Origin of the sequence: Streptomyces lincolnensis, assembly GCF_021173675.1 — a bacterium.
GTDB classification, from domain to species: Bacteria; Actinomycetota; Actinomycetes; order Streptomycetales; family Streptomycetaceae; genus Streptomyces; species Streptomyces lincolnensis_B.
Genome location: NZ_JAIHON010000007.1, coordinates 485,374 through 510,405 on the forward strand (window position 1 = coordinate 485,374; position 25,032 = coordinate 510,405).

Genomic DNA, 25,032 nt, shown 5'->3' on the forward strand with positions numbered 1-25,032 from the left:
GCATCGCCCACCACAACACCAACCCGGTCTTTCCGGGCGAACGGCCCCCGTCGTCGCTCAGGAGTGCCCTGTGGTGACGCCGCGAAACGTCGGGCGCGTCAGGCGGTCCGCTCGTCGGGCCGTCAGCCGAAGCGTTCGATCCGGATCCGGTCGACGGGCTGGCCGGCCTCGACCAGCAGCCGTGAGGCGTGTTCGGCGAAGGCGTTGGAGCCGCACACATAGGCCTCCCACCCACCTGGAGGCGGCTCCGACAGGACGGGCGCCACATGGGCGGCCGTCATACGTCCCACGGCCACACCCTCCGGCCCGCTCCGCGTGAACACCGGTGTCGTCTCGGCGCCCAACTCCCGCGCGTAGATGAGCTCCTCGGGACTGCGCGCCGACACCAGCAGCCGCAGCGGCACGGACAGCTCCCGAGCCCGGTGGTGGCGCACCATCGCCATCAGCGGTACGACACCGGAACCGGCGCCGATCAGCAGCGCGGGCCGGTCGCCGGGCCAGGCGAAGAAGCCGCTGAGGGGGCCGCGGACCTCGACCTCGTCGCCGGGCTTGGCCACCGTGTGGAACCAGCCGGAGACCTCGCCGCCCTCGACATGATCGAGGGTCAGCTCGATGTGCCCGGTGTCGTCGGGCGCGGAGGCGATCGAGTAGTGCCGCTGGGCGGCGTAGCCGTCCTCGGCGGTCAGCCGCAGCATCAGGTGCTGGCCGGGCAGATGGCCCGCCCAGGCGGGCACCGCGAACCGGAACGTGGCGGCGTGCGGGGTCTCCCGGCGGATCTCCGTGAGCGTGGCCGTCTGCCACACGGCGGCGGCCCGGTTGCTGACGGCGATCCGGCCCGGCACCGCGAACCGGGTCGGGGGAGTGAAGGAGGAGGCGGAGATGTCAGTCACCGGAGTACCGCTGCTCCTCCCAGGGGTTGCCCCGGGCGTGGTAGCCGTTCTGCTCCCAGAAACCGGGCTCGTCGTGGTCGAGGAGCCTGAGGCCCGCGATCCACTTGGCGCTCTTCCAGAAGTACAGGTGCGGCACCAGCAGCCGGGCGGGCCCGCCGTGCTCGGCGGGCAGCGGCTCGCCGTCGTACTCCCAGGCGATCCAGGCCCGGCCGCCGGTGAGGTCGGCCAGTGGCAGGTTCGTGGTGTAGCCGGTGTGGGAGTAGGCGACGGCATGGGTGGCGGACCCATGGGGGCGCGCCACGTCCAGGAACGCGTCCAGTGACACGCCCCCGAACCGCACGCCGAACTTCGACCAGCTCGTCACGCAGTGGATGTCGCCCTCGTAGGCCGACGGCGGCAGGGCGTGCGCCTCGTCCCAGTCCCAGGTGCGCGGCCGCTCCACCAGTCCGTCGACGCGGAAGGTCCAGTCGGCGGGCGCGAGGTCGGGCGTGACCTCCGCGGACAGCACGGGCCAGTCCTCGCCTGCGTCGTACTGGCCGGGCGGCAGGCCGGGGTTGTGGACGCGGTCGCGTCCGGTGAAGCCTCGGGTGACGTTCATACGATTCCAGCGTTCCAGCGTGACAACGGGCGACGTGACAACAGGTCGACGGGGCGATGTCCTACCCGCTCAACCGTACGTGCATCTCAGGGGTGCCCCGCGCCCGGCCCCACCCCGCCGCGCCCGCGGATCGTGACGGCCGTATGAACTCCGCGGCGGCCCGGGAATAGCGGGCCGCCGATCTTCCTTGCCGACTGGTGGTGAGACCGGTGGCCCATACAACCGGTGACCCGTCGGCAGCGAAGGAGAGTGGGAGCAATGCCCAAGGCGTATGTCTTCACACGGTTCGGCGGGCCGGAGACCGAGGCCCTCGTCGAGGTCGCCCGGCCCGTGCCCGGACCGGGGCACGTGCTGGTCGCGGTGCGAGCCGCCGGGATCAACCCCGTCGACTGGAAGCTGCGCACGGGACACGCCGGGCCCGGTGGCGGCGAGCAGGTGTTCCCCGCCGTCCTGGGCCGCGAGGTCTCCGGGGTGGTGGAGGAGATCGGCGAAGGCGTCGAGGGGTTCGCCGTCGGGGACGAGGTCTTCGGCAACACGGTCGCCGGGGGCTACGCCGAGTACGCCCTGCTGCCCGCCGAGGTCACCGCGCACAAGCCCGCCGCCCTGTCCTTCACCCGCGCCGCGACCCTGTCGGTGGCCGCCGCGACCGCGTACGACGGGATCCGCCAGCTCGACCTGCCCGCCGGGGCGACCCTGCTGGTCGCGGGCGCGGGCGGAGGTGTCGGAGCGGCGGCCGTACAGATCGCCCGCGCCTTCGGGCTGAGCGTCGTCGGCGTCGCGAGCGAGGGCAAGAAGGACTTCGTCGAGGCACTCGGGGCCGTCCACGTCCCGTCGGGTCCGGGCTGGATCGCCCGGGTGCGGGCGGCGGCACCCGAGGGCGTCGACGGCGTCTACGACCTAGTGGGCGGCGAGGTGCTGGCCGAGGCGGCCGGCCTGCTCACCGACCGGACCCGCCTGATCACCGCGGGCGCCTCGGCCGAGGAGGTGGAACGGCTCGGCGGCGCCCGTGTGATCCGGGCACGCACCGCGGCCGTCCTGGAAGAGGTCGCCCGCCTCGTCGTGAACGGCGACCTCGACCCGCACATCACCCGCACGTTCCCCCTCGAACAGGCCGGCGCGGCACTGCGCACGGTCGAGGAGGGCCACGCCCGCGGCAAGGTCGTGATCGAGGTCGCCCGATGACCACGGAGACGAGCACGGCCCCGACGGTCACCGACCGCCCCGGGCCGCCCGGCACCCGCCCCGCCAGCACCCCGCACCTCCTCGACAATCCCGCCCTCGCCGCGCTCACCGGCCCGCACGCCCGCTTCGCCGAACGGCGCGGCCGTGTGCTGCGCTACCCGGTCGACGTGTCGGGATGGGTGGCGATGCCCGACGAGCCGGACGCCGAGGACTGGGCGGATCTCGCGGCGCTCGCCGGTCCCGGCGCCGAGGTCCCGCTGACCGGCTACTGCGGCGACGTCCCGGACGACTGGGAGGTCACGTTCCGCATATCCGGCGTGCAACTCGTCGACGAGAACCTGGACGCGGCCCCCGACCCGGAGGCCGTCCGGCTCGGGCCGGCCGACGTGCCCGAGATGCTCGACCTGGTCGCCCGCACCCGCCCCGGCCCCTTCCTGCGCCGCACCGTCGAACTCGGCCCCTATCTCGGCATACGGCGGAACGGCACCCTCGTCGCCATGGCGGGGGAGCGGCTGCACCCACCGGGCTGGACCGAGATCAGCGCGGTCTGCACCGACCCCGGCGCCCGTGGCCAGGGCCTCGCGACCCGGCTCGTCCGGGCCGTCGCCCACGGCATCCGGGAGCGCGGCGAGACCCCGTTCCTGCACACCGCGGCCACGAACACCGGCGCCATCCGGCTCTACGAGTCCCTGGGCTTCCGCCTGCGCCGCGAGACCGCCTTCCTGGCGGCCCGGGTGCCGCGGTGGCCGACCACGGAAGGCGGGACCGTCCCGCTGCCGTAGGCGTGGTCAGTCGTCCCCGGGCGGCGCGGCCGCCGAACCGCCGTTGTAGCGGACCAGGTACCCGGCGAACCGCTCCAGGTCCTCCTGCGGCCAGTCCGTCAGCCGTTCCCGGACGGCGGCCCGGCGGCGCACGGTGACCTGGGCGAGAATGCGCCGGCCCGCCTCGGTCAGGTCCAGCACCTGGACGCGGTGGTCCTCCGGGTCCTGGCGCCGCTCGACGAGCCCGGCCCGTTCCAGCGCGCTCACCTGACGGCTGACCGTGGACTTGTCCAGCGCGTAGTGCGCGGCCAGGTCGGTCGCCCGGCAGCCGCCGCTCTCCTCCAGATGCCCGAGCAAGGTGTACGACACCAGCGACAACTCGGGATGCATGCGCCCGGCGGACGCCCGGGCCCGGCGGGCGAACGCGGTCATCTCGCGCTGGATGGTCTCCACGGCCGTTTCCCCTGCGTCCACCGGGACCTCCCTGATACTGGTGGTTGCATAGTACAACTCGATGCGGTGAGGTACTGTGACGCCCGGCTGCGGGCGGTCCCGGCCGTGAAGTCCCGAGGAGGTGAGACCCATTACCGCTGTGTCAGCTCGGGTGCTCGTCCCTCGAACCGGCCCGGATCACCGTCGGTAGGTGACCGCGGGAGCACCCTTCGGCTCCCGAAAGGCTCTCGGCTTCCATGCCTTCACTTTCCCCTTCTTCAGCTTCGCCGTCTTCCTCGCCGTCTTCCTCCTCGCGCCCCTCGTGCTCCGTGGCCTCGCGTGACTCCGTCGTCGCCGCGCTGCGGGACGCCGGATGTGTCTTCGCCGAGGACGAGGCCCGGTTGATTCTGGCCGCCGCCCGTGACGCGGACGAGCTCGCCGACCTGGTGGGCCGCCGGGTCGGCGGACAGCCCCTCGAACTCGTCCTGGGCTGGGCCGAGTTCCACGGCCTGCGCGTCGCCGTGGAACCCGGAGTCTTCGTGCCCCGCCGTCGTACGGAGTTCCTCGTCGAGCAGGCCCTCGCCCAGGTCCCGGACGCCTCCGTCGTCGTGGACCTGTGCTGCGGCTCGGGTGCCGTGGGCGCGGCCCTGGCCACCGCGCTCGGACCCGTCGAGCTGCATGCCGCCGACATCGATCCGGCGGCCGTCCGCTGTGCCCGCCGCAATGTCGCCGCCGTCGGCGGCCATGTCCACTCGGGCGACCTGTTCGAGGCGTTGCCCGACCGTCTCCGGGGCCGGGTGGACATCCTCGCGGCCAACGTGCCGTACGTCCCGACCGGCGAGATCGGCCTGCTGCCCGCGGAGGCCCGCGACCACGAGCCGCGGGTGGCCCTCGACGGCGGCACGGACGGCCTCGACGTCCTGCGCCGGGTCGCGGCCGAGGCACCGCGATGGCTGGCCCCCGGCGGTTGTCTGCTGGTCGAGACGAGCGAACGCCAGGCCCGGACGGCCGTCGCCGCCTTCGGCCGGGCCGGCCTGGAGACCCGCCTGGCCGTGTCCGAGGAGATGTACGCCGACGTCGTGATCGGGGTCGCGCGCTAACGGCCGGAGTGCCCGGCGGCCGGATCCTCGCGGGCCAAGTCGTCGTCCTTGCGGGCCAAGTCGCCGTCCGTGCGGACCAGGCCGCCGGACACCGGTGCCGGGCCCGGAGCGCGGTCGCCGTCCGCGGTCGCGTGGCGCAGGACCCAGTCGTCGAGGTCCAGGGCCGCTTCCAGGGGTTCCCGGGCGAGATAGGCCCGCCAGCAGTCGGCCGTCGCGTCCCCGGGGGAGCGGCGGCCGTCGCGGAAGCGGTCCTCGGCCGGTCCGAAACGGGCCCGTGCGGCCTGCGCGGACACGCCAAGGACCTCGCCGACGCGCTGCCAGCCCGCACCGCCGACGCGCTCGAACACGGCGGCGGCTTCCAGGAGTAGCCGCGCCGCGTCGAGCAACCGGGCGGCGTCGGCGAGCGCGGCGCCCGGGGACCGCACGGTGCCGTCGGGACGCAGCTCGCCCGCGCCGATCGGGACGGCGGCGCGGGCGAGGTCGGCCAGCTCGTACGCCTCGTGGGCCAGCACCACGCGCGCACGCGAGGCGTCGGTGAAGGGTGTGTCGTCGGTGCGGGCCTCGGTGCAGGGTGCGGCGGCTTCCGTGGCGGCCTCACCCCGGTGCCTCGCGTCTCGTGGATCGGTCATCACGCCCCCTTGGTTCAACTGCGCAGGAAATACAGGACGGTCATGGTCACGGCGGTGCTCAGGACGACGGCCCGCAGCAGCCGGGCGGGCAGGCGGCGCGCGAGGTGGGCGCCGCCGAAGCCGCCCGCCACCGCGCCGGCCACCATGGTCGTGAGCACCAGGGGAGTGCTCCGGGCGTCCGAGACCACGAGGAACAGCGCCGTCGCGCTGAGATAGACCGCCGCGAGCTGCGCGATCCGCATCGGATTCCCCGCCGCCGAGTCGATCCCGAGGCCGACGCTCCACACGGCGAGCATCATGATGCCTACGCCTCCGCCGAAGTATCCGCCGTAGACGGCGAGCACGAACTGGAGGACCAGAACCGCCCGCGGGCCCAGGGCGAGCGGGCGGTCCAGCGTCCCGCGCAGGGCCCCGGACAGTCGGCCGCCGAAGGCGAACAACACCGTGGCGAAGGCCAGCAGCCACGGCACAGCGGCATCGAAGGACTCCGACGGCAGCGCCAGCACCAGACCGGCACCGAGGCCGCCCCCGAGCACACTGACCGCGGTCAGGTACCTGGTGGACGCCGGTCCCACCGGGGCGAGTTCGCGCCGGTACACCCAGGCGCCGGCCACCGCGCCGGGGACGAGGGCGATCGTCGAGGACGCGTTCGCCGTCACCGGCGACTGGCCGACGGCCACCAGCGCGGGCAGTGCGACGAAGGTGCCGCCCCCGCCGACGGCGTTCAGCGCTCCGGCGGCGAGACCGGCCAACAGGACGAGCAAGGTCTCCGACACCCGTCGAGCATCACGCCGTGACGGGCGGGTCCACAATGCGCCTTTGCCGCACCCAGCCTAAGCCTGTGCCATAGGCTCAAGCGCATGCGCTACGACCTGGACGATCTGCGTCTCTTCCTCGCCGTCGTGGCGGAGGGGACGATCACGGCGGGCGCCCGCCGGATGCACCTGAGCCTGCCGTCCGCCAGCGCACGGGTGCGCGCCCTCGAACACCACGCCGGTGTGCCCCTGTTGATCCGCGGCCGCCGTGGCGTGCGGCCCACCCCGGCCGGGACGACCCTGGCCCGGCACGCCCGCGAGGTCATCGACCGGACGATCCGGCTCGACAGCGCGGTGGCCGGCTACACCCGCCCGTCGAACGCGCCGCTGGCCCTGCTGACCGGCGGCTCCGCGATGCACTGGCTCGTGCCGCGGACCCTGGTCTCCTTCCTGCGGGCACACCCCGACGCCGACGTCACGGTCGGCGAGAGCCGCAGCCGCGACACCGTGCGCCGCCTCGCCGACGGAGCGGCGGACCTGGGGATCGTCCTGGAGAACGAGGCCCGGGACAGCGGACTCGACACGGAACCCCTCTGCGACGATTCCCTCGTCGTGATCGGCCAGCGGGACGGCATCCTCGCCGGCCGCACCACGATGGCGTACCGCGAGGCCGCGGAACACCCCATGGTCGGGCTCGACGCCGACTCCGCGCTGCGCCACTTCATCGAGGAGAGCCTCGGATCCCATGCCCCGGCGGCACGCCACCGCACCACCGTCGCCGACCTCAACGTCCTGGTCGCCCTGGCGGCCGCGGGCGTCGGGCTCGCCGTCGTACCGCGCCGCACCCTCGACGCGGGCCCGCCGGTCGACGTGTGCGGCCTCCAGGACGCCTGGGCAGACCGCCGGCTGGCGCTGGTCCGGGGTGCCAAGGAACAGCCCGCGTCCGCCGCCGCGCTCGCCGAGCACCTTCGCCGGGCGGCCTCGCCCGACGGCGACCTACCGGGCCCACTGCGGCGTCCACGTCCCGACCTCGCGCCGGGCGGAGCCGAGATGGGCCCTGAGGGCGCCGAGCGCGGGGTGGGGGTTGTCGGCGCGCCAGAGCAGTGAGTGCGGGTACACCGGTGTCGGGTCGTGGACGGGGATGCGCCGCAGGTCCTGGCCGGCGGGCCACACCAGGCGGGTCCCCTCGCCGACGAAGGTCGCCACGGTCGCGGAGTCGGCGACGGTGTCCAGCAGCGGCTCGGTGCCGAAGTGCGGGCCGGTCGCCTCGATGGTGAGCCCGAAGGCCGCCGCGAGATCGTCGTAGAACGTCGCCCACTCGGTGCCCGCGACGAGACCGGGCATCCAGATCCGGTGCCCCGCCAACTCCCCGGGACGGACCGAGCGGGCCCCGGCGAACACGTGCCGCGGCCCGGTGACGAGCTGGAGGGGCTCGTCGTACACGCGAAGGGCCGCGATGCCATCGGGCAGCTCCCGGGCGGGCAGGGTGACGGCCCGGAAGGACGCGTCGATGGTGCCGGACCGTACCGCCGCGAAGGCGGCGTCGGCGTCGAAGAGGGTCACGACGTCCAGCTCGATCTCCGGATGCGCGCGGTGGAAGGCGCGCACCAGGTCGGCGGGGGCCAGCCGGCGGCCGATCACGTCGACACGCAGGGCGCGCCGTCCGGGCCGTACGGAGGCCGCGGCCCGTTCCTCGGCCCGCAGGAGCTCGCGGGCGTGGGGCAGGAAGGCCTGCCCGTCGATGGTGAGCCGGGCGCCCCGCGCGGTCCGGGTGAACAGCCGCACCCCGAGGTCCCTCTCCAGCGCGGCCACCCGCTTCGACACGGCCTGCTGGGTGATCGACAGGGCGTCGGCCGCCTCCTGGAACCGGCCGGTGTCCGCGGCGGCGACGAAGGTGCGCACGGCATCGAGATCCACGGCGGCCACCCTAGAGGTACAACACCTGGTTGTGACCGCCCGGTCCCGGTGGTTGTTTGATCTGCCGCCCCGCCTCCCGCTTTGATGTCGGCGGTCGACGCGAGGTTGTCGCGAGGGCGTCGGGCGTGGGCAGGGGGAGGGGCGGAGCGTGGGAGAGAAGCGGTCGCTGGGGCGGTCGTTCGGGTGGCTGTGGGCCGCCTACGGCGTCAGCGCGTTCGGCACGCGGTTCGCCTTCGACGCGTTCGCCCTGATCGCGGTCGTCGTGCTGCACGCCGGACCGACCCAGGTGTCCGTGCTGGCGGCGGCGGGGCTCGCCGTCGGGGCCGCCGTGGCGGTGCCGCTCGGGCCGTGGGTGGAGTTCCGCCGCAAGCGGCCGGTGATGATCACGATGGACCTGATCCGGTTCGCCGCCATGGCGACCGTGCCCCTCGCGTTCGCCCTCGACCGGCTCACCTTCGCCCAGCTCCTCATCGTGGCGGTCGTCGTCGCGGCGGCCGACATCACCTTCACGGCCGCCTCCGGAGCCTTCCTCAAGTCGCTCGTGCCCCGCGAGGACCTGCTCGTCGCGAACGGCAGGTTCGAGGCCACCACCTGGACGGCGACCGTCCTCGGACCGCCCGCCGGCGGGGCCGCCGTCGGCATGTTCGGCCCGGTGATGACCGTGGTCGCCGACGCCGTCAGCTACCTCCTCTCGGCCCTCGGCCTCTGCGCGATCGGGGGCAAGGAGGCACGGCCCGAGCGGACCGGTCCACCGGCACGGTTCCGGGCGGCCGACCTCCTCGACGGCTGGCGGTACATCCTCACCAGCCCCGTCCTGCGCCCCCTGTTCCTCAACACCGTCCTGGTCAACGCCCTGATCATGGTGGGTGCGCCCCTGCTCGCCGTCCTCATGCTCGGCGATCTCGGCTTCGCCCCCTGGCAGTACGGCCTCGCCTTCGCGGTGCCCTGTCTGGGCGGCCTGATCGGCTCCCGGCTGTCCCGTCCGCTCGTGGCACGGTTCGGACAGCACCGGGTGCTGCTCGTCTCCGGGACACTGCGCGCCTGCTGGCCCGTCGGGCTGGCCTTCATCGGGCCCGGAAACGCCGGACTCGCGCTCGTCATGGCCGTGGAACTCGGGCTGATCACCTGCATCGGCGTGTACAACCCGGTGCTCGCCACACACCGGCTCAACCAGACCGCGTCGGACCGGGTCGCCCGCACCCTGACCGCGTGGTCCATCACCGGCAAGCTCACCACCGCGACCCTCACCGCCCTGTGGGGACTCCTGGCCGGCCTCACCGGCACCCGCACCGCCCTCGCCGTGGCGGGACTGCTCCTGCTGGCGACACCGCTGTTGCTGCCGTGGCGCGAGCGGACTCACGGGGACGAGAACGAGGCGGCCCACGCGACGGCCGACAGCCCTGCGTGAGTGCCGGTCGCGGGTGGCGGAGGCCCTCGGCGAGCAGGCCCGGTCGGTCTCAGGCCGTCGCGCCGCTCCCCGACGGGCTGGGCTCGTGCTCGTGGCGCGGGCCGTGGCCGGGGAACCGGTCGAGCCAGCCGCGGCCGTCCGGCTTGTCCCAGGTACCGGTGAGCACACGCGTGGCGGTCCTGTCGCCGTCGTCGGCGCGGGTACCGCTCAGGAAGACCGTGTCTCCCTTCGCGAGGGCGTCCGAGCCGGACGTGTCCTCGGGGAAGACCTTGGTGTCCTCGTCCACGGTCCAGGTCCACGCTGCGCCGTCCTCGCTCTTGACCGTGACCTGGTCGCCGTCAACCTTCTCGACGGTGCCGCGCTGCCAGATCCGGACCACCCACTCGTCCGAGTCGGGGTCCTTCACGGTCGACTCGCCGTGCACGCCGAGTCCGCCGCGTCCGAACCACGGTCCGCGGCCGGGTCCGTCGCCGGGGCGGTCGTCCTGTGACGCCGAGGGAGAAGCGGATCCGGAGGCGGCGGTCCCGATGGCCGACGGCCCCGAGTTCCCGGAGGTGGCGGCGTAGGCGACTGTGCCTCCCACAGCCAGGACGGCGACGGCCGTCGCCGCGAGGACCGCGCGGGTACGGGCGGAGCCTCGCCGCCCTCCTCCCGTGCTCCGTGGTTCCGCGCCGCCGGGACCGGTGACCACCTCCCACTCCGGGGTCGTCCCGGCGGGCGGCGCGGGTGGCTGGGGCACCACGGGCGGCGCGGGCGGCTTCGGCGGCTGTGGCGGCTCCCCGCCGGTGGTGTGCGGCTGGTCCGGATCGTGCGTCACGGTTCGCTCCCCTCGGACGTGGCACCGCGGCATCGGCGCACTGCCGTGCCTCGCCTTGCTGCGATTGTGGGACGCGGCAGGTAAGGAACCGGTAACGGGTTCCTGTGAATCGAGACGTGCGTCCCTGCCGCCTCAGGCAGGCTGGGAGGTCTGCACCCGGGCGATCAGGAGGGCCACGTCGTCGGAGTTGTCCGGCTGGTGCAGGGTCCGCAGCAGCAGGTCGCAGACCTCCTCCAGCGGGCGGTCGGGGCCGTCGAGGAGGGCCAGGAGGGCGTCGAGGCGTTCGTCGAGGGGGTGCTGGCGGGTCTCGACGAGACCGTCGGTGTAGAGCACGAGCCGGTCGCCGGGCGCCAGGTCGACGGTGGTCGTGGAGAAGGCGACCCCGCCCACGCCCAGCGGGGCGCCGGTGGGCAGGTCGAGCAGCTCGGGCGGGTGGCCGGGGCGCAGGCGGGCCGGGGGCAGGTGCCCGGCGTTGGCGATCCGGCACTGCCCCAGCCGCGGATCGTGGACGGCGTAGACACAGGTGGCGATGGAGTGGTCCAGGCCCTCGGTGATCCGGTCGAGGTGTTCCAGGAGCCTGGCCGGATCGAGGTCGAGGGAGGCCAGAGTGGTCGTCGCGGTGCGCAGTCGGCCCATCGTGGCGGCCGCGTTGATGCCGCTGCCCATCACGTCACCGACGACGAGCGCGGTCTTGCCGCCGTCCAGCGGGATCACGTCGAACCAGTCGCCGCCGACCTCCGCGGTGGCGCCCGCCGGCTGGTAGCGGGAGGCGACCTCCAGGCCGCCGATCACCGGCGGATGGCTCGGCAGCAGGCTGCGCTGGAGGGTGAGGGCGGTGTCGCGGGCGTTCTGGTACCAGCGGGCGTTGTCGATCTGGAGGGCCGCGCGGGAGGCCAGTTCCCGCGCCAGGAGCACGTCGTCCTCGCTGAACGGCACGGGGTTGCGGGTGCGCTTGAGATCGAGGGAGCCGAGCACCTCGCCGCGCGCGATCAGGGGTACGGCCAGATACGAGTGGACGCCCGCCCGCTCCAGCAGCTTCGCCGCCTCGGGGGAGCGGGCGATGCGCGGCAGGTCCTCGGCCTCCACCCGGGCCACCAGCACGGGCTGTCCGCCGCGCACGCACTCGGTGACCAGCCGGTCGGCGGCGTACCGGGCCACCTCCCCGGGCGGGTCGGCGGCCCGCAGCGCGTCGGGGACGCGGTCCGCCTCGACGGCCAGCGCGCGGATCAGTGCCGCCTCGGCGGGACCGAGGGTGCTGGGCCTGCCCTGGACCACGGCCTCCAGCAGGTCCACGGCCGCGACGTCGGCGAGTTCCGGCACGGCGACGGCCGCCAGCTCCCGGGCGGTGCGCTCCAGGTCCAGGGTGGTGCCGATCCGGGTGGTGGCGTCGGCGACGAGGGCCAGCCGCCGCCGGGCGACCTCCGCCTCGACGGCGGCCCGGTGCTGCTCGGTGACGTCCACCACCGAACCGGCCACGCCCAGCACGGTGCCGAGCGCGTCCTCCAGCCGGTAGAAGGAGATCGTCCAGGCGTGCTCCCGGTCCGGGTCGGCGGGCGTACGGCCGAAGGTGTGCCGGTCGACGAGCGGTGTGCCGGTGCGCAGCACCTCGCGGGCCGCGGCCTCGACGGCGTCGGCGTCGATCTGCGGCAGGATCTCGTGGATCGTGCGCCCGACATGGTCCTCGGCCGGGATGCCGTTGATCCGCTCCAGCGCCGGGTTGACGGAGACGTACCGCAGGTCGGTGTCGAGGACGACCAGCCCGATCGGGGACTGCGCGACCACCCGGGTCGACAGCGCCACGTCCCGCTCCACCCGCCGTACGGTCGACTGGTCGGCGCACAGGCCCAGCGCGTACACGTCGCCGTGGTCGTCGAGGAGCCGCATGTTGCGGAACTCCACCAGCCGGGTGCCGCCGTCCTTGCGCCGGATCGGGAACGCCCCGGCCCAGCCCTGGCCGGTGTCCATGACGTCGGAGAACAGCTTGACGACCAGGTCGACGTGCTGTTCGTGGACCATGATCCGGGCCGCGTACTGTCCGAGCGCCTCCCGCGCGGGGTAGCCGAACAGCTCCTCGGCCTGCGGGCTCCACAGCACGATGTGCCCCTGCGTGTCCAGGACCACCGAGGCCACGCCGAGCTCGTCGAGCAGCCCGCTCGGCCGCCCGGGGCCGCGCATCGGCTCGCCGCCCTCCGGCGCGGGAACCCCGGCTGATCTCATGCCACGCACCGCCTTCGCCGCTCTCACGGCACGTCGTTCCCCCCCCGTGCCGACTCCCCTTGTTCTACCGCGTTCAACCGGCTCTGCGACGCCGCCGTCCGCATCTTCCACCATCTCCTGACACGGCGGCGGCCGTCCGGGAAAGTCACGGCGCGAGCCTGTGATCCCGCCGACAGCCACCGTTCCTCTGATTGGTCTGTACATGACCACTTCGGGCGGTCAGACTGTCCGCCGGACCCGCCCCCACCCCCCCCAGAGGAGACGCCTCCATGCCCCTGCGCGCCCGACGCCGCCGTACGGTCCTCGCCGTCCTCGCCCCGCTCACGGCCGCCGCCCTGCTGACCTCGGCGCCGCCCGCCTCCGCCGCCGACACCTGGACCGAGGCCGGCTCCGACCGCGCCGACGCCCTCACCGAGAGCCAGGGCCTGACCTCGGTCGAGGTCCCGGCGGGAGCCGCCAACAGGTACACCGGCATCGGCACCATCCCCGTCGGCGTGAGCAGCCGGGGCTGGAACCACATCGGCGACCCGGACGCCTCCTACGACGGCCACTACATCGAGCCCTACCAGCGCGACGACGGCACGACGAAGATGTTCCGCGTGCAGTCGCCGGGCGGGACCTGGTCCGAGTACGTCCACACCCTCGGCCCGGGCGAGGCCCGGAACAACTCCTGGGTCGCCGTCGCCCCCGCCGGACAGTGGATGCTCGCCGGCGAGTACGGCACCATGAGTCGGCTGCTGGTCTTCCCCACCCCGGGCGTGAACCCGGGCACCTCGCCGTCGGCGAACCTCCCGCAGGTGTCCACGGTCCGCCTCGACCACGCCGTACGCGACGTCCAGGGCTGCGACTTCGTCACCGCGACCCAGCTGCTGTGCTCCTCCGACGACCCGGCGGGCACGCTCTTCGGCCTCACCAAGCCGCTGCTGCGGATCGACCTCTCCGCCGAACCGAACGGCACGGCCGACGTCACGGGCCACGTCACCGCCCTGCGCCAACTCCCGCTGCGCAGCTCCTGTTCCGGCACCTTCGAGGCGGAGGGCATCGACTACGACCGGCGCACCGGCACCCTGCGGGTCATCGTCCTGTCGCCGGGCTTCTGCGTCCTGACGGACAGCAAGACGTATCGCTTCACCCGGAGTTGAGGGAGACCCCGCTCGTCGGCGGACGGGCCGGCCGGGGGCGGCCGGTCCGGATCGCCGGGCCCGAAATGAGTGTTGTCACCGATGGTGGGCCCGACCCCCGGGGTGCGACGGTGGCAGGGAGACCTGGACCCCCTGCCGACGAAGGAGACACCGCATCCACCCCCGTGAAGTCCTGTACGTCCTGGCCCCGACGCGGTCGAAGGCGGTGACCCGTGGGACACGCTGACACCCTGCTCGCCATGGGCGGCGCCTTCCTGGCCGCCGCGTTCCTCGCCCGCCTCGGCGGCCGGATCGGGCTGCCGACGATCCCGTTGTTCATGCTCGCCGGCATCCTGCTCGGCCCGCACACCCCGGGCCTGGTACTGGTCGAGGACGCACATGACTTCGAGATGCTCTCCGCGCTCGGGCTGGTGCTGCTGCTGTTCTACCTGGGCCTGGAGTTCCATCTCGACGACCTCAGGAGCGGCGGCCGGCGCCTGGCCGCGGCGGGCGGGGTGTATCTGCTCCTGAACGTCGGCGCGGGCCTCGGCTTCGGCTTCGCCCTGGGCTGGGGAGCGCGCGAGGCGCTGGTCCTCGCCGGTGTCCTCGGCATCTCCTCGTCCGCCATCGTCACCAAGATCCTCATCGACCTGGGGCGCATCGGCCGCCCGGAGACCCGGCTGATCCTGGGCGTGATCGTGGTCGAGGACATCTTCCTGGCGCTGTATCTCGCGGCCCTGCAACCGGTCATCAGCGGGGCGCAGGGCGCCGGGGAGGTGCTCCTTCAGGCGGGCAAGGCGTTCGGGTTCCTGCTGGTGCTGGCCGCCGCGGCCCGCTACGGCACCCGCTGGATCGGCCGGCTGATCCAGGTCCGTGACAACGAACTGCTGGTCATCAGCTTCCTGGGCGCAGCGGTCCTGGTCGCCGGTGTCTCCGAGGTCCTCGGTGTGGCCGACGCGATCGGCGCCTTCATGGTGGGGCTGATCCTGGGCGGCACCCCGTCCGGGCCGCGCATCCGTGAGCTGGTGCACCCGCTGCGCGACGCCTTCGCGGCGATCTTCTTCTTCGCGTTCGGGCTGGCCATCGACCCCGGCGTCGTGGCCTCCGTCGCCGGACCCGTCGCCGTCGCGGCCGCTCTGACGATCGTCATGAACGTGGCCGCTGGGCTGCTCGTCGCCCGCCTGTACGGCTACGGCGCCGAGCCCGCCGCCGACATCGCCACGACCCTCCTGGCCCGCGGGGAGTTCGCGCTGATCCTCGCCGCCATGGCCACCAGCGCGGGGCTCGACGGGCGCCTCGCCCCGTTCATCGCGGGCTACGTCCTGGTCCTCGCCGTCCTCGGTCCCGTCGCCGCCGGGCGCGCGCACCTGCTGGCCCGCGCCCTGCGCTCCGGGCGGTCCAGGCTCTCCCGCCGGGGCCCCACGGCCACGCCCACGCCCGCGGTGGAACCGGAGGGCGACTCCCCGCGTGCGCCGGCCCCGCCCGTGCCGGTGGAGGCGGACCGCTAGGGAGGTTGTGAGCCTGTGAGCTCGTGCCCCGGCGCCGCCGGTGCACGGCGGCACGCGTCACGCGCCGTCCGTACGGGCAGCATCAGAAGGGCGACGGAAAGTGAGCGGCACGGACGTCGCGGAGAGGTGGAGCTGTGGCCCGGTCCGACGACGAACGCCTGCTCGATCTCGAAGCACACCTGGCACGCGAGGACCCCCGGTTCGCCGCCGCGTTCAGGTCCGGCCGCCCGGCCCGCCCCCGCGAGTACCGGCGCACCGGCGCCTGGTGGACGCTGGCCGTCGCCGTGGTCGTCCTGACGACCGGCGTGGTGCTGTCCGACGGGCTGCTGATCGCCACGGGTCTGGTGCTCTGCGGTGTGGCCGTGGAGCTGCTGGACCCGCACCGCGGGTGCCGGGGCCCCTGCGAGGGGCAGCGGGGATCCGCGCAGGGGCCCTGCGGGTGACCTCCGGCCGGTGGCTCGCGGGTGACCTCCGGCCAGGGCCTGCGGGTGTCCGGGCACCGGTGTCGCAGCCGGCCGGTGCCGGTACGCCCGAAGGGGTGACCGCGCGACGCCGGAAGAGACGGCCGCAGACGGCTGCAGACGACTACGCCGTCCCGTTCCAGTCGTAGGGGCCGCCGCCCCGCCACTCGATGAGATGGGGATCGTCGACGGCGGTGTCCTCGGCGGGCAGGCCCGCCTGATGCACCAGCTCCAGCACGTCGAAGAAGTTGTACGCGATGCCCGCGCGCTCACCGCGGACCATCACCTGCCGCCCGCCGTCCGGCGCGGGGGCGAGCACGACCACGGGCGGATCCTCGTCCATAGCACCACCATGCGCCGTGACGGCCCGCCACGCAGCTCTTCCCGCCGGTAGTGCTCCGCCCGAGGCGGTGCTTTTCTGGGGAGGGAGGCGGTTTCGCGGCGTGTCCGTGGTACCGCGCCGCGGCCACGAGAGGAGCGCTCACGATGGACGGTCAGCGACCGCACCCGGAATCCGTCTCGGTGGAGATCAGCGGATGCAGCAAGGACGACGCCCGGATCGTGTTCGACGCCCTGTGTTCATGCTTCGAGTCCGACCGGTGCGCCGAGGACGTACCCGAGGAACTGTCCACCACGCGCCCCACCGTGTGGCTCGGCACGTTCGACGTCGCCGAGGCGCACGAGGGCACCGGCCCCGCCGGCCGGCTGTCGTCCTCCGTCATCGCCGACGTACAGGGCGGCTACTGGGCGATCGACCGGTTCCGCACCACGCTGGACTCCCTGTTCTCCGTGCACGACCTGTCGACGGCCTCGGGGGACCAGGAAAAGGAACTGCACGTACGGCTCGAAAGCAGGTGAGGGAGCGGAAAGGGAGCGGCGGAAAGGGAGCGGCGGAAAGGGAGCGGTAAGGGCAGGCTGAGTGGCAGGCATCACCCCTCCAGCCTTATGCAACTAGTTGCATAAGGCTTGCGCGGTCCTCTACAACAAGAGGACGACACCGCCGTGCACGGAGGGCCCGATGAGCCGCTACCCCCATCTGCTGACCCCGCTCGACCTGGGCTTCACCACCCTGCCCAACCGCGTCCTCATGGGCTCGATGCACGTCGGCCTGGAGGAGGCCGAGCGGGGCTTCGAGCGGATGGCGGCGTTCTACGCGGCCCGGGCGCGCGGGGGAGTGGGGCTGATCGTCACCGGCGGCATCGCGCCCAACGACGAAGGGCGGCCCTATGAGGGCGGCGCCCGGCTCACCACCGACGCGGAGGCCGAGCAGCACCGGACGGTCACCGACGCCGTGCACCGCGAGGGCGGCCGGATCGCGATGCAGATCCTGCACTTCGGCCGCTACGCCTACCACCGCGACCTCGTCGCCCCGAGCCCGCTCCAGGCCCCCATCAGCCCCTTCCCGCCCCGCGAGCTCACCGACGCCGACGTCGAACGCACCATCGACGACTACGTCCGCGCCGCCCGCCTGGCACGGCAGGCCGGCTACGACGGCGTCGAGATCATGGGCTCCGAGGGCTACCTCATCAACGAGTTCATCGCCGTCCAGACCAACCACCGCACCGACCGCTGGGGCGGCTCCTACGAGAACCGCATGCGCTTCCCCGTCGAGATCGTCCGCCGGGTGCGCGAGGCCGTCGGCGAGGACTTCATCATCGTCTACCGGCTGTCCATGCTGGACCTCGTCCCCGGCGGCTCGACCCTCGACGAGGTGATCCTCCTCGCCAAGGCCGTCGAGGCGGCCGGCGCGACGATCATCAACACCGGCATCGGCTGGCACGAGGCCCGTATCCCCACCATCGCCACCTCGGTCCCGCGCGGCGCCTACACCTGGGTGACCAAGCGGCTGATGGGCGAGGTGTCCGTGCCGCTGGTCACCACCAACCGCATCAACACCCCGGAAGTCGCCGAGGAGTTGCTCGCCGACGGCTGCGCGGACATGGTCTCCGTGGCCCGCCCGATGCTCGCCGACCCGGAGTTCGTGAACAAGGCGGCGGCCGGCACGCCCGAGGCCATCAACACCTGCATCGGCTGCAACCAGGCCTGCCTGGACCACACCTTCAGCGGCAAGATCACCTCCTGCCTGGTCAACCCGCGCGCCTGCCACGAGACCGAGCTGGTGCTCTCCCCGACCCGGCTGCGCAAACGCGTGGCGGTCGTGGGCGCGGGCCCGGCGGGCCTCGCCTGTGCCGTCACCGCCGCCGAACGCGGCCACGAGGTAACCCTGTTCGACGCCGCGAGCGAGGTCGGCGGACAGCTCAACGTCGCCCGCAAGGTCCCCGGCAAGCAGGAGTTCGACGAGACCCTGCGCTACTTCCGCCACCAGCTCGACACCCACGGCGTGGACGTCCGCCTGAACACCTGGGTGGCCGCCGCCGACCTGTCCGGCTACGACGAGGTGGTCGTCGCCACCGGCGTGGTCCCCCGCGTCCCCGACATCCCCGGCATCGACCACCCGAGCGTCGTCGGATACCTCGACGTCCTGCGCGACGGCGCCCCCGTCGGGGACCGGGTCGCCGTCCTCGGCGCGGGCGGCATCGGCTTCGACGTCGCCGAGTACCTCACCGACGGCGGCGACAAGGCGAGCGAGAACCCCGAGACGTACTTCCGCCAGTGGGGCGTCGACATGGACTACACCGCGCCCGGCGGCCTCACCGCCCCCGAGCGGCCCGCCCCGCCGCGCACCGTCCACCTGCTCCAGCGCAAGACCACCAAGGTCGGCGCGGGCCTCGGCAAGACCACCGGCTGGATCCACCGCACCGAGCTCAAGCACCGCGGCGTGACCATGGTCCCGGGCGTGCGCTACGACCGTGTCGACGACGCCGGCCTGCATGTCACCGTCGGCGACGACAGCACCGTCCTGGAGGTCGACACCGTCGTGCTGTGCACCGGCCAGGAGCCGCGGCGGGATCTGTACGACGAGCTGGTCGCCGCGGGCGTGAGCGCGCACCTGGTCGGGGGCGCCGACGTCGCCGCCGAACTGGACGCCAAGCGCGCCATCAAGCAGGGCACCGAGGTCGCGGCCGCCCTTTAGAACCTGCCCTCAGGACGCCCGTCCTCGCGGTGACCCGTCCCTAGGATGACCTCATGTCACTCCCGCACGCGATCCTCACCGCCCTCATGGAGAAGCCGTCCTCGGGGCTGGAGCTGACCCGCCGCTTCGACCGCTCGATCGGCTACTTCTGGTCGGCGACGCATCAGCAGATCTATCGCGAGCTGGGAAAACTGGAGGCGGACGGCTTCATCCGCACCCTTCCGACGGAGCAGCCGGCGCGCGGGCAGAAGAAGAGCTACGAGGTCCTGCCCGCGGGCCGCGCCGAACTGGCCCGCTGGAGCGCCGCCTCACAGGACCCCAAGCCGATGCGGGACGTACTGCTGCTGCGGCTGCGGGCGGCGGCCGTGGTGGGCACCGCCGGCATCGAGGACGACCTGCGCCGCCATCTCGACCTGCACCGGCGGCAGTTGGCCGAGTACGAGGAGATCGAGCAGCGTGACTTCCCGCCCGGCAAGGAAGGCCCCGAGGATCGTCTGCGGCACCTCGTGCTCCAGGCGGGCATCGATCTGGAGACCTTCTGGACGCGGTGGCTGACCCGCGCCCTGGAGGAGTTCGCCGACCTGCCCACGGAGCGAAACCGGTAGGACAGGACGGCGTCGGGGCCGTCGGGGAGACGGCCCGTGTCAGAGCCGGTAGGGCTTGGTGCGACGGCGACGCAGGACCATCACGGTCGCCAGGGCGCCCGCCGCCACCAGGCCTCCGCCGGCCGCCATAGTGAGCGTGCCGTAGTCCTTCGTACCTCCGCCGAGTCCGCCCATGACACCGCGCGAGGGCGAGGCCGTGGCCGAGATCGAGGGGGTGGCGGAGCCGGAGACGATGACGGACTGGGTGCCCGCGGTCTGCCCGGTGCTGTTGCAGATCACGATCACGGTGTACGTCCCCGGGCTCACGTTGGACCACAGGGCCGTCTGGGTGCTGTTGGTGCCCGCCAGATCGGCCTGGCGTCCCTGGGCGAAGTTCGCCTGGCTGCTGGTGAGCAGCGAGGCCCTGCCGAAGCCGTTGTTGCTGCTCGCGCACGCGCTGGTCGTGACCGAGACCGTGCTCCCGTTGGTGCTCACGGAGATCCCCGAAGCGGCCGCGGCCTGCCCGGCGGTCAGGGTCAGCGGTAGCGCGGCGGCGGCCGCCACGGTCAGGCAGGAGCGGAGGAGTGGCTGGGAAGTGTGCATCGGGCTGCCCTCCGGCGGCACGGTTGGCGGTACATCCCTTGCGCCGCCGAAGGTCGGGGAACGCCCGTGCTGCCTCAGCCAAAGCCAACGCGCCCCGGGCCCGGACCGCATGCGGACCGCACCCGTGCAGGTGACCCACCCCCACGTCCGGCGCACACCCGCCCGCTTCTCCTACGGCCCGGTGGTCACCGTCCGCTCCGCCGAGAACCCGCCCCAGGTGCCGTCCGGCAGCCTCGCCCGGATCCGCACCCGGTGGGTGACACCGGCCTCGGGACCCAGGTAGAAGCTGTGGGCAGCCCTCCGGCCGCCGGGCGCGGATCCGCCGTAGACGAGCGAGGTGGCCGGGCGGCCGTCGAGGTGGATCTGGTACTCCGCGACCACGCCGTCCGTGCGCGGCGGCAGCCAGGAGAGGTCCATGTGAAAGGCGCCGTCGGCGCGGTGGGTCGTCGCCCGGAAGCCGGTGGGGGCGGTGTCCCGCCCGTCGTCCGTGCCGGGGGTCCTCGAACGGACCGGCGCACTCGCGGGCGAGACGTTGTCGGCGGCGTCCCGGGCGCGCACGGTGAAGGAGTACCGGGTGCCGGGCCGCAGCCCGGTCACCACGGCCGCCCGCTGGGCCCCGCCCACGCTGTGGATCTTCGTCGCGCCCTGGTGGATGTCGTACGACACCACGCCCCGGTCGTCCGAGGAGGCGGACCAGGACAGCTGGACCGCCCGGCTCCCGACGGCCCGGGCCCGCAGCCCCGCCGGGCGCGTCGGTGCGGAGTCGTCCGCGATGCCCGCCGCCGCGGTGGTCGCCCGGACCTCCCGGCCGGCGGGGCCGAGACGTCCCTCGGTGTCGCGGGCCCGCACGGTGAAGACGTACGGAGTGGACGGCCTGAGCCTGGTGACGTCCACCATGTGCCGCGAACCGGGCACCTCCTCGACTTTCGTGGTGCCGCGATACACCTCGTAGACGTCTATTCCCGCGCTCGCGGAGACCGCGTTCCACATGACGTGCACGCTGGTCGCGCTGCCCGCGGTGGCGGTGACGCCCAGGGGCGCGCCGGGCGGTCCGCCGGTCTCGCCGTCGCCGGCGGCGCTCCAGCCGCAGGAGGCGACGAGGACGAGCGCGCCGCAGAGCGTGAGCCAACGCCGTAGGGGGACGGGCGGCGGGCTGGGTCTCACGGCGCTGCCTCCCCGGGGGCGGACGACACACGGTAAAGGTCCGGACCAATATGCCCCCGTGGTGCGAGCACATCAAGGGGGCGGTCGTTGCGAACCGGTGGGCGGGGTTACGTATGCTGAAGCTCTTCGCGGCCGAACTCTCCTGGAGGGCTGGGGAGTTCGAGCCGTGGGCGCGGACCGCTGTCGTCGCTGTCGCCGCGCCGTCGCGGGTGGCCGGGAGACCTGGATCTGATGCGGACTCAGGCTCCCGGCTCCTGTCGGGAGTTTCTGCGCGTGCACCGTCCGGCCCCCTAACGGTGGCCGCGTGATCCCGGTGGCACCAGATTGGGCTGAGTGTCCGTCAGTGCCGCCCAGGAGAGGGTCTTCCATCGTGCGTGTTCAGTCCCTGACGCTGGCCGCGGCAGGAGCCGCGTTGCTCGCCCCGACCACGCTGCCCGCCGCGGGCGCCGGGCAACTGGCCCACGGGGAACCGGTCGTGCGGCACGCGGGCACCGTGCGCGCCGCCGACCTGCTGGCCAAGGTGCGTGACTGCGCCCCCGTCTCCCGCGGCCGGTACCGCAGCGACAGCGGCAGATCCGCCACGATCCCGGTCTGCGGCACCCGGGACGCCGTGTTCTGGAAGGCCGACATGGACATCGACTGCGACGGACGGCCCGGACGCCACTGCAACCGCCGCACCGACCCGCTCTTCACCGGCGCCACGGCCTTCCAGCAGTCCGACGGCCGCTACCTGTCCGCCGAACGGCTCCCCTACGTCGTGGTACCCGCCCCGAGCCGCCGCTGGGACTACCGCGCGAGCGGCGTCCGCGGCGGCTCGGTCGTCGCCGTCGTCCACCGCGACCGGGTCCGGTACGCGGTCGTCGGCGACGTCGGCCCCCGCGACATCATCGGCGAGGCGTCCTACGCCGCCGCCGAGGCCCTCGGCATCCGCCCCGACCCGCGCGGCGGCGGCACCCCCTCCGGTGTCACCTACATCGTCTTCAAGGACACCCGGGTGACCCCCATCGAGGACCACGAGGGGGCGGTGGCGATGGGGGAGCGGCTGGCGCGCAGGTTCGTGCGCGGCGGGTAGGACCCGGGGATCGGTGTGGGTGTGGCTTGAGGGTGCGTCAGACCGCGGACCAGCCGTCGTCCACCGGCAGGACCACGCCGTTGATGTTGCTCGCGGCCTTCGAGGCGAGGAACACGATCGCGGCGGCCTGCTCCTCGGGCTGGGCCATCCGGCCGAGGTTGACGAAGTGCGGGCCGAGCGCGGCCGGGCCGTGCGCCTCCTGGTCGGCGTCCACGACGATGGCGGTCGCCGTACCGCCGGGGGCGATGGCGTTCGCGCGGATGCCCTGCTTGCGGTACATCACCGCGAGGTTCTTGGTCAGCCCCACGATCCCGTGCTTGGAGGCCGTGTACGCGGCCCCCGCCGCACTGCCGAGCAGGCCGGCCTCCGACGCGGTGTTCACGATGGCGCCCCCGCCCGCCGCCAGCATGTGCGGCAGCACGGCCCGGGTGAGCAGGAACGGCGCGGTGAGATTCACCCGCAGAACCCGCTCCCACTCCGCGTCGCCGACATCCGCGAGCGCCGACATACGGTCCATGATCCCGGCGTTGTTGACCAGGACGTCCACCCCGCCGAAGCGCTCCACGGCGGCCTTGGTCACCTCGTCGACGACCGTCTGCTCACTGAGATCCCCGGTGACGGCCACGGCGGTGCCGCCCGCCGCCTCGATCTCCTCGACGACCTTCTTGGCGCCCTCCGCGTTCAGGTCGGCCACCACGACTGAGTCGCCCTGGGCCGCGAAGGCGAGAGCGGTGGCGCGCCCGATGCCCGAGCCCGCTCCCGTGACGATGACACTGCGTCCTTCTGCCGCGCCGGCCATGAGGTGCTCCCGCCTGTCGTGCCACGGGGCTCCCTGCCCGGTGGGTGCCTCCACCCTACGACTTAATGTCTCTGAGTGACATAAAGTCGTGGGGGAGAATTCCGGGAGTGCAGGCCAGCCAGCCGGAGGAACCGATGACCGCGTCGCGCGGACGCACGGGACGACCGCCCCTCACCGAGGAGCGCAGGGCCGAGATACGGCTGGAGATCGCCCGGGCCGCCGTGGACCTGTTCGTGGCCCAGGGCGTCACGGCCACCACCGGAGAGCAGATCGGGGAGCGGGCCGGCGTCTCCGCGCGGACCGTGTGGCGGTACTTCCCGAGCAAGGAGAGCTGCGTACGACCGCTCTTCTCCGAGGGCATCGACATGATCGCCGCCCTGCTGCGGGCCTGGCTCCCGGGGCAGCCCCTGGAGAAACTCTTCGACGGGGAGTTCGTGCACGGGCGCGGTCCGGTGGGCCCGTTCGACCGGGCCACGATCGGGGACCTGGTCCGGCTGACCCGCACCGAGCCCGGCCTGCGCGCGGTCTGGCTCCAGACCTACGACGAGGCCGAGCCGGTGTTCGCCCGCGCCCTGGCCGAACGGGCCGGACTCCCCGCCGACGACCTCAGGCCGACTCTCCGGGCCGCCATGCTCAACGCGGCCCTGCGCGCGGCCGTGGAGCACCACGCGTGGCACTCCGCCGCGACCCCCGGCGACCCGGCGACGGCGGAGGCCGAACTGGCGGGAACCCTGCGCTCGGCACTCGCCGTCGCGGCGGAGGGGCTCAGGTGACGATTCGCCAGGGGGAGGTGGGGTGTGGGATGCACGTGGGTCGCCGGGGCGCCGCACGCGAGCTGACCGGGCCTCAGTGGGAGGTCGGCCGCCGGACAGACGCGGACCGGACGCCTTCGGGGCGGGAGACCGCGGGCCCGCCCCGACCGGCGCCGCCGGTCTGCCCGGTGTGAGACCTCCGGGGCGTCAGACCTTGCGGTAGGTGTACGCCTCCGCGGCCGCCGCCTCCACCGCCGCGAGGTCCGCGCCCGTGGCTGCCGTGACGACCGCGGCCACCGCGCCCTCGACGAACGGCGCGTCCACCAGCCGGGTGCCGTCGGGGAGTTCGTCCCCCTCGGCGAGCAGCGTCTTCACGGTGAGCACCGCGCTGCCGAGGTCGGTGAGGACGGCGACTCCGGCGCCCCGGTCCACGGAGGCGGCCGCGGCGGAGATCAGCTCCGCGCTGGTCCCGAGCCCGCCGTCCTCGGTACCGCCCGCCGGGGCCACGGGCACCGCCGTGCCGCCCCCCGTGAGCCCCAGCGCCAGTTCCGCCACCGACGCGGCGACCTGCGCGCTGTGCGACACCAGCACGATCCCGACCAGCTTCTCGTCACTCACCGGACGCCTCCACGGCCTCGGCGAGAGCGGCGATCAGCAGCGAGGCCGACGTGGCGCCCGGATCCTGGTGCCCGATGCTGCGCTCACCCAGATAGCTCGCCCGACCCTTGCGGGCCTGCAACGGCGTGGTGGCGACGGCACCCTCCTCGGCGGCGGCCCGCGCGGCGGCGAAACCGTCACCGAGCGCGTCCACCGCGGGCACCAGGGCGTCGATCATGGTCTTGTCGCCCGGTGCAGCGCCCCCGAGCGTGCGCACCGCGTCCACCCCGGTGCGCAGTGCCTCGGCGAGTTGCTCCGCACTGACCTCGGCCGCCTCCCCGAGCGCCTTGCCGGTGCGGCGCAGCAACGTCCCGTACAGCGGACCGGAGGCGCCGCCGACCGTCGAGATGAGCTGTCGTCCGGCGAGCGTGAGGATTGCGCCCGGGGTGTCGGGGGCCTCCTTCTCCAGCGTCGCGGTCACCGCGGTGAACCCGCGCTGCAGATTGCTGCCGTGGTCGGCGTCCCCGATCGGCGAGTCGAGGGCGGTGAGCCGCTCCGCCTCACGGGCGACGGAGGCGGCGGTCGCCGTCATCCAACGGCGGAAGAAATCGGCGTCGAGCACTGGGTCTCC

General features: G+C 73.6%; 28 protein-coding genes. 14 read left to right on the plus strand and 14 right to left on the minus strand.

Annotated features, from left to right (window positions below):
* Nucleotides 1–122: 122 nt before the first annotated feature.
* The gene (locus K4B79_RS23130) at nucleotides 123–890 is read right to left on the minus strand and encodes a ferredoxin reductase (RefSeq protein ID WP_232028781.1); all 768 of its coding nucleotides are present in this window, start codon (nucleotides 888–890) and stop codon (nucleotides 123–125) included.
* Nucleotides 883–1,488: a sulfite oxidase-like oxidoreductase gene (locus K4B79_RS23135; protein ID WP_232028782.1), complete on the minus strand. Its 606-nt coding sequence runs from the start codon at nucleotides 1,486–1,488 to the stop codon at nucleotides 883–885. The genes K4B79_RS23130 and K4B79_RS23135 overlap by 8 nt, the downstream gene beginning before the upstream one ends.
* Nucleotides 1,489–1,746: 258 nt before the next feature.
* Here K4B79_RS23135 and K4B79_RS23140 point away from each other — a divergent pair, with 258 nt between their 5' ends.
* A complete protein-coding gene (locus tag K4B79_RS23140) occupies nucleotides 1,747–2,670 on the plus strand; it encodes a quinone oxidoreductase family protein (RefSeq protein WP_232028783.1) in 924 nt (307 codons plus the stop codon).
* On the plus strand, nucleotides 2,667–3,452 hold the full coding sequence (locus tag K4B79_RS23145; protein WP_232028784.1) for a GNAT family N-acetyltransferase: 786 nt from the start codon (nucleotides 2,667–2,669) through the stop codon (nucleotides 3,450–3,452). Before K4B79_RS23140 ends, K4B79_RS23145 begins: the two co-directional genes overlap by 4 nt.
* A gap of 6 nt (nucleotides 3,453–3,458) precedes the next feature.
* Here K4B79_RS23145 and K4B79_RS23150 read toward each other — a convergent pair whose 3' ends face one another.
* Entirely contained in the window at nucleotides 3,459–3,905 is a 447-nt protein-coding gene (locus K4B79_RS23150; RefSeq protein WP_232028785.1) for a MarR family winged helix-turn-helix transcriptional regulator, read from the minus strand.
* A 169-nt stretch (nucleotides 3,906–4,074) separates the two neighbouring features.
* On the opposite strand from K4B79_RS23150, the gene K4B79_RS48340 reads away from it, so the two are divergent.
* Both K4B79_RS48340 and K4B79_RS23155 read left to right on the plus strand, forming a co-directional pair.
* Entirely contained in the window at nucleotides 4,075–4,206 is a 132-nt protein-coding gene (locus K4B79_RS48340) for a hypothetical protein (RefSeq protein WP_308280471.1), read from the plus strand.
* Entirely contained in the window at nucleotides 4,193–4,963 is a 771-nt protein-coding gene (locus K4B79_RS23155) for a putative protein N(5)-glutamine methyltransferase (protein WP_232028786.1), read from the plus strand. Before K4B79_RS48340 ends, K4B79_RS23155 begins: the two co-directional genes overlap by 14 nt.
* On the opposite strand, the gene K4B79_RS23160 is transcribed toward K4B79_RS23155, so the two are convergent.
* Nucleotides 4,960–5,592 (minus strand): hypothetical protein, encoded by a 633-nt coding sequence (locus tag K4B79_RS23160; RefSeq protein ID WP_232028787.1) that lies wholly within the window; start codon nucleotides 5,590–5,592, stop codon nucleotides 4,960–4,962. The genes K4B79_RS23155 and K4B79_RS23160 overlap by 4 nt on opposite strands.
* Nucleotides 5,593–5,606: 14 nt before the next feature.
* The gene (locus K4B79_RS23165; RefSeq protein WP_232028788.1) at nucleotides 5,607–6,368 is read right to left on the minus strand and encodes a TSUP family transporter; all 762 of its coding nucleotides are present in this window, start codon (nucleotides 6,366–6,368) and stop codon (nucleotides 5,607–5,609) included.
* A gap of 84 nt (nucleotides 6,369–6,452) precedes the next feature.
* On the opposite strand from K4B79_RS23165, the gene K4B79_RS23170 reads away from it, so the two are divergent.
* Nucleotides 6,453–7,454, plus strand: a complete 1,002-nt coding sequence (locus K4B79_RS23170; RefSeq protein WP_232028789.1) for a LysR family transcriptional regulator — start codon at nucleotides 6,453–6,455, stop codon at nucleotides 7,452–7,454.
* On the opposite strand, the gene K4B79_RS23175 is transcribed toward K4B79_RS23170, so the two are convergent.
* The gene (locus K4B79_RS23175; protein ID WP_232028790.1) at nucleotides 7,344–8,264 is read right to left on the minus strand and encodes a LysR family transcriptional regulator; all 921 of its coding nucleotides are present in this window, start codon (nucleotides 8,262–8,264) and stop codon (nucleotides 7,344–7,346) included. The genes K4B79_RS23170 and K4B79_RS23175 overlap by 111 nt on opposite strands.
* Nucleotides 8,265–8,412: 148 nt before the next feature.
* Here K4B79_RS23175 and K4B79_RS23180 point away from each other — a divergent pair, with 148 nt between their 5' ends.
* Entirely contained in the window at nucleotides 8,413–9,672 is a 1,260-nt protein-coding gene (locus K4B79_RS23180) for an MFS transporter (protein ID WP_232028791.1), read from the plus strand.
* Between the two features lie 49 nt (nucleotides 9,673–9,721).
* Here the strand turns inward: K4B79_RS23180 and K4B79_RS23185 are convergent, their stop codons facing one another.
* Both K4B79_RS23185 and K4B79_RS23190 read right to left on the minus strand, forming a co-directional pair.
* Entirely contained in the window at nucleotides 9,722–10,489 is a 768-nt protein-coding gene (locus K4B79_RS23185) for a DUF5666 domain-containing protein (RefSeq protein WP_232028792.1), read from the minus strand.
* A 132-nt stretch (nucleotides 10,490–10,621) separates the two neighbouring features.
* Nucleotides 10,622–12,706, minus strand: coding sequence for a SpoIIE family protein phosphatase (locus K4B79_RS23190; RefSeq protein WP_232028793.1), 2,085 nt, complete (start codon nucleotides 12,704–12,706; stop codon nucleotides 10,622–10,624).
* Nucleotides 12,707–12,975: 269 nt separating this feature from the next.
* Here K4B79_RS23190 and K4B79_RS23195 point away from each other — a divergent pair, with 269 nt between their 5' ends.
* From K4B79_RS23195 to K4B79_RS23205, 3 genes are all read left to right on the plus strand, one after another.
* Nucleotides 12,976–13,848, plus strand: a complete 873-nt coding sequence (locus K4B79_RS23195) for a hypothetical protein (protein ID WP_232028794.1) — start codon at nucleotides 12,976–12,978, stop codon at nucleotides 13,846–13,848.
* Between the two features lie 212 nt (nucleotides 13,849–14,060).
* Nucleotides 14,061–15,335: a cation:proton antiporter gene (locus K4B79_RS23200; protein ID WP_232028795.1), complete on the plus strand. Its 1,275-nt coding sequence runs from the start codon at nucleotides 14,061–14,063 to the stop codon at nucleotides 15,333–15,335.
* 134 nt (nucleotides 15,336–15,469) lie between these two features.
* A complete protein-coding gene (locus K4B79_RS23205; protein ID WP_232028796.1) occupies nucleotides 15,470–15,778 on the plus strand; it encodes a DUF3040 domain-containing protein in 309 nt (102 codons plus the stop codon).
* A gap of 142 nt (nucleotides 15,779–15,920) precedes the next feature.
* On the opposite strand, the gene K4B79_RS23210 is transcribed toward K4B79_RS23205, so the two are convergent.
* Entirely contained in the window at nucleotides 15,921–16,139 is a 219-nt protein-coding gene (locus K4B79_RS23210; RefSeq protein ID WP_232028797.1) for a hypothetical protein, read from the minus strand.
* 143 nt (nucleotides 16,140–16,282) lie between these two features.
* On the opposite strand from K4B79_RS23210, the gene K4B79_RS23215 reads away from it, so the two are divergent.
* The 3 genes from K4B79_RS23215 (at nucleotide 16,283) to K4B79_RS23225 (ending at nucleotide 19,435) form a co-directional block, all read left to right on the plus strand.
* Entirely contained in the window at nucleotides 16,283–16,654 is a 372-nt protein-coding gene (locus tag K4B79_RS23215; protein ID WP_232028798.1) for a hypothetical protein, read from the plus strand.
* 160 nt (nucleotides 16,655–16,814) lie between these two features.
* Complete coding sequence (locus tag K4B79_RS23220) at nucleotides 16,815–18,830, plus strand: FAD-dependent oxidoreductase (protein WP_232028799.1); 2,016 nt, start codon at nucleotides 16,815–16,817, stop codon at nucleotides 18,828–18,830.
* Nucleotides 18,831–18,883: 53 nt separating this feature from the next.
* Nucleotides 18,884–19,435 (plus strand): PadR family transcriptional regulator, encoded by a 552-nt coding sequence (locus K4B79_RS23225; RefSeq protein WP_232028800.1) that lies wholly within the window; start codon nucleotides 18,884–18,886, stop codon nucleotides 19,433–19,435.
* A 39-nt stretch (nucleotides 19,436–19,474) separates the two neighbouring features.
* On the opposite strand, the gene K4B79_RS23230 is transcribed toward K4B79_RS23225, so the two are convergent.
* Both K4B79_RS23230 and K4B79_RS23235 read right to left on the minus strand, forming a co-directional pair.
* Nucleotides 19,475–20,017 (minus strand): hypothetical protein, encoded by a 543-nt coding sequence (locus K4B79_RS23230; protein ID WP_232028801.1) that lies wholly within the window; start codon nucleotides 20,015–20,017, stop codon nucleotides 19,475–19,477.
* Nucleotides 20,018–20,188: 171 nt separating this feature from the next.
* Nucleotides 20,189–21,181: a fibronectin type III domain-containing protein gene (locus tag K4B79_RS23235; RefSeq protein ID WP_232028802.1), complete on the minus strand. Its 993-nt coding sequence runs from the start codon at nucleotides 21,179–21,181 to the stop codon at nucleotides 20,189–20,191.
* Between the two features lie 370 nt (nucleotides 21,182–21,551).
* Here K4B79_RS23235 and K4B79_RS23240 point away from each other — a divergent pair, with 370 nt between their 5' ends.
* A complete protein-coding gene (locus K4B79_RS23240) occupies nucleotides 21,552–22,253 on the plus strand; it encodes a glycoside hydrolase family 75 protein (protein ID WP_232028803.1) in 702 nt (233 codons plus the stop codon).
* 37 nt (nucleotides 22,254–22,290) lie between these two features.
* Here the strand turns inward: K4B79_RS23240 and K4B79_RS23245 are convergent, their stop codons facing one another.
* Entirely contained in the window at nucleotides 22,291–23,052 is a 762-nt protein-coding gene (locus K4B79_RS23245; protein WP_232028804.1) for an SDR family NAD(P)-dependent oxidoreductase, read from the minus strand.
* Nucleotides 23,053–23,186: 134 nt separating this feature from the next.
* Here K4B79_RS23245 and K4B79_RS23250 point away from each other — a divergent pair, with 134 nt between their 5' ends.
* Complete coding sequence (locus K4B79_RS23250) at nucleotides 23,187–23,825, plus strand: TetR/AcrR family transcriptional regulator (RefSeq protein ID WP_232028805.1); 639 nt, start codon at nucleotides 23,187–23,189, stop codon at nucleotides 23,823–23,825.
* A gap of 186 nt (nucleotides 23,826–24,011) precedes the next feature.
* Here K4B79_RS23250 and K4B79_RS23255 read toward each other — a convergent pair whose 3' ends face one another.
* Nucleotides 24,012–24,422: a PTS-dependent dihydroxyacetone kinase phosphotransferase subunit DhaM gene (locus K4B79_RS23255; RefSeq protein WP_232028806.1), complete on the minus strand. Its 411-nt coding sequence runs from the start codon at nucleotides 24,420–24,422 to the stop codon at nucleotides 24,012–24,014.
* A complete protein-coding gene (gene dhaL / locus K4B79_RS23260; protein WP_232028807.1) occupies nucleotides 24,415–25,023 on the minus strand; it encodes a dihydroxyacetone kinase subunit DhaL in 609 nt (202 codons plus the stop codon). Before dhaL ends, K4B79_RS23255 begins: the two co-directional genes overlap by 8 nt.
* Nucleotides 25,024–25,032: the final 9 nt, after the last annotated feature.